Source organism: Microcoleus sp. BROC3 (genome assembly GCF_036702515.1).
Taxonomy (GTDB): domain Bacteria; phylum Cyanobacteriota; class Cyanobacteriia; order Cyanobacteriales; family Microcoleaceae; genus Microcoleus.
Window position 1 is genome coordinate 1 of sequence record NZ_JAUBTQ010000156.1, and the last position, 2,115, is coordinate 2,115.

A 2,115-nucleotide genomic window follows, 5' to 3' on the forward strand; every position below is an offset into this window, starting at 1 on the left:
GCGGTAGTAGGTTTAACAAAAGCTGCTGCACTCCAATATGCCAAAGCGGGTATTCGCATTAATGGCGTTGCACCAGGGTCAATCCAAACAGATATGTTTGAAGCTGCTGCGCTCCAATATGCCAAAGCGGGTATTCGCATCAATGTCGTTGCACCAGGGGCAATCCAAACAGATATGTTTGAAGCAGTTACAGATGAAGCCAAAGCTTACTTGACAGGACTTCACCCGATCGGACGAATTGGAACACCGCTTGAAGTTGCAAATGCAGTCCTGTTTTTATCATCTGAGATGGCATCGTTCGTAACAGGTGAAACGTTGATGGTAGATGGTGGGTTTGTAGCGCAGTAGTCGAAAGGCAGTGCGAAACGTTGCGACCAAATAGCGATCGACACCGATATGTTCTCACACCAACACTGAAGGCGAATTAGGTGTTATGCAGCGAGAAGGGCCGTGTTTGAGTTCTTAAAAAGGAGGTTTGCTATGAAGATTCTCATTGTTCTCACGTCTCATGACCAACTTGGCGATACCGGAAAGAAAACTGGTTTCTGGCTGGAAGAGTTTGCTGCTCCCTATTACGTGCTGAAGGATGCGGGAGCAGCGATCACGGTGGCCTCACCGAAGGGCGGTCTGCCGCCGCTCGATCCGAAAAGCGAGGTACCCGAGTTCCAGACCGAATTAACGAAGCGCTTCCGCACAGACACCGCAGCGCAGGCTGAACTTGCCAACACGAAAAAGCTAGCCGACGTGTCCGCAGACGATTTCGACGCAGTTTTCTACCGCGGCGGACATGGCCCGATGTGGGACATGCCCGACAACGCGACATCCATCGCACTGATCGAAGCCTTCGTGAAGGCCGACAAGCCAGTCGGTGCAGTGTGTCACGCGCCGGTTGCGTTGATCAATGTGCGCGGAAAGGACGGCGAGTATCTAATCAAAGGCAAGCACGTGACCGGGTTCACGAATGCAGAAGAAGAAGCGGTGGGCTTGACCGCTGTCGTACCTTTTTTGTTGGAAGACCGGCTAAAGGAACGGGGTAGCATCTACAGTAAAACCGCCAACTGGGTTCCCTATGTCCAAGTGGACGGGAGGCTCGTGACCGGACAGAATCCGGCATCTTCGGAACCCGCAGCGGAAGAGTTGCTGAAGTTGCTTCGCTCTGTTTGAGCTGTGCGGTAGTAGGTTTAACAAAAGCTGCTGCACTCCAATATGCCAAAGCGGGTATTCGCATTAATGGCGTTGCACCAGGATCAATCAAAACAGATCTGTTTGAAGCTGCTACAGATGAAGCCAAAGCTTACTTGGCAGGACTTCACCCGATCGGACGAGCTGGCACACCGCTTGAAGTTGCAAATGCAGTTCTGTTTTTATCATCTGACATGGCATCATTCATAACAGGTGAAACGTTGATGATAGATGGTGGGTATGCAGCGCAGTAGTCGATCGGCAATGCAAAATATTGCAGTGATTGAATGCGCGATGACTAGCTTTTGCCTGTTTTGTTGAGCAAATTGCCAATCTTTGAACCATGCTAACAATTACAACGCCAACCCTTAAAGCCAAGCACAAAGGCTTAACGCATACCCGATTACAGCCAGTCCTCGGGTATATTCGTACTCACCTTGATCGAGATTTGTCACTGACTGAGCTTGCAGAAGTAATCAATATTAGCCCGACTTACTTTGCGAGTTTGTTTAAGCAAACAATGGGAATTTCTCCTCGTCAGTACGTGATTCAACAGCGCGTGGAACAGGCGAAATTGATGCTATCGAAAACAGATTTGGCGATCGCGGACATTGCCCTGCAAGTCGGCTTCTCCAGCCAAAGCCATTTGACGCAGCACTTCAAGCGATTCACAGGAAAGACCCCCAAGCAGATTCGTTAGCGCCATAAGAATCTGAAAGAAATCGAGCCTTGGAACTCATTACATTGACATTAAGTTAGGCAAGAATCTGAAGCAGCAACAGAACTAAGATTGTATCTTCGTCCACAACGTCAACTAAGAATGGATCGGACAAAAATGAGCATTCAGCAATTGATCACGCCTGAAAAGCACGACCTAGGTGGGTTTAGCGTACAGCGCATCTTACCGAGTGAAACCCTAAAAATGGTTGGCCC

Annotated in this window: 4 protein-coding genes; all 4 read left to right on the forward strand. The window is 49.3% G+C overall.

The window, feature by feature from the left end:
• Positions 1-348: SDR family oxidoreductase (locus tag QUB30_RS33390; RefSeq protein ID WP_333342607.1), on the forward strand; the 348-nt coding region annotated here is incomplete at its 5' end.
• 132 nt (positions 349-480) lie between these two features.
• The gene (locus QUB30_RS33395; protein ID WP_333342610.1) at positions 481-1,164 is read left to right on the forward strand and encodes a type 1 glutamine amidotransferase domain-containing protein; all 684 of its coding nucleotides are present in this window, start codon (positions 481-483) and stop codon (positions 1,162-1,164) included.
• Entirely contained in the window at positions 1,161-1,436 is a 276-nt protein-coding gene (locus QUB30_RS33400) for an SDR family oxidoreductase (RefSeq protein ID WP_333342613.1), read from the forward strand. The genes QUB30_RS33395 and QUB30_RS33400 overlap by 4 nt, the downstream gene beginning before the upstream one ends.
• 89 nt (positions 1,437-1,525) lie before the next feature.
• On the forward strand, positions 1,526-1,882 hold the full coding sequence (locus QUB30_RS33405) for an AraC family transcriptional regulator (RefSeq protein ID WP_333342615.1): 357 nt from the start codon (positions 1,526-1,528) through the stop codon (positions 1,880-1,882).
• The last annotated feature ends 233 nt before the right edge of the window (positions 1,883-2,115 follow it).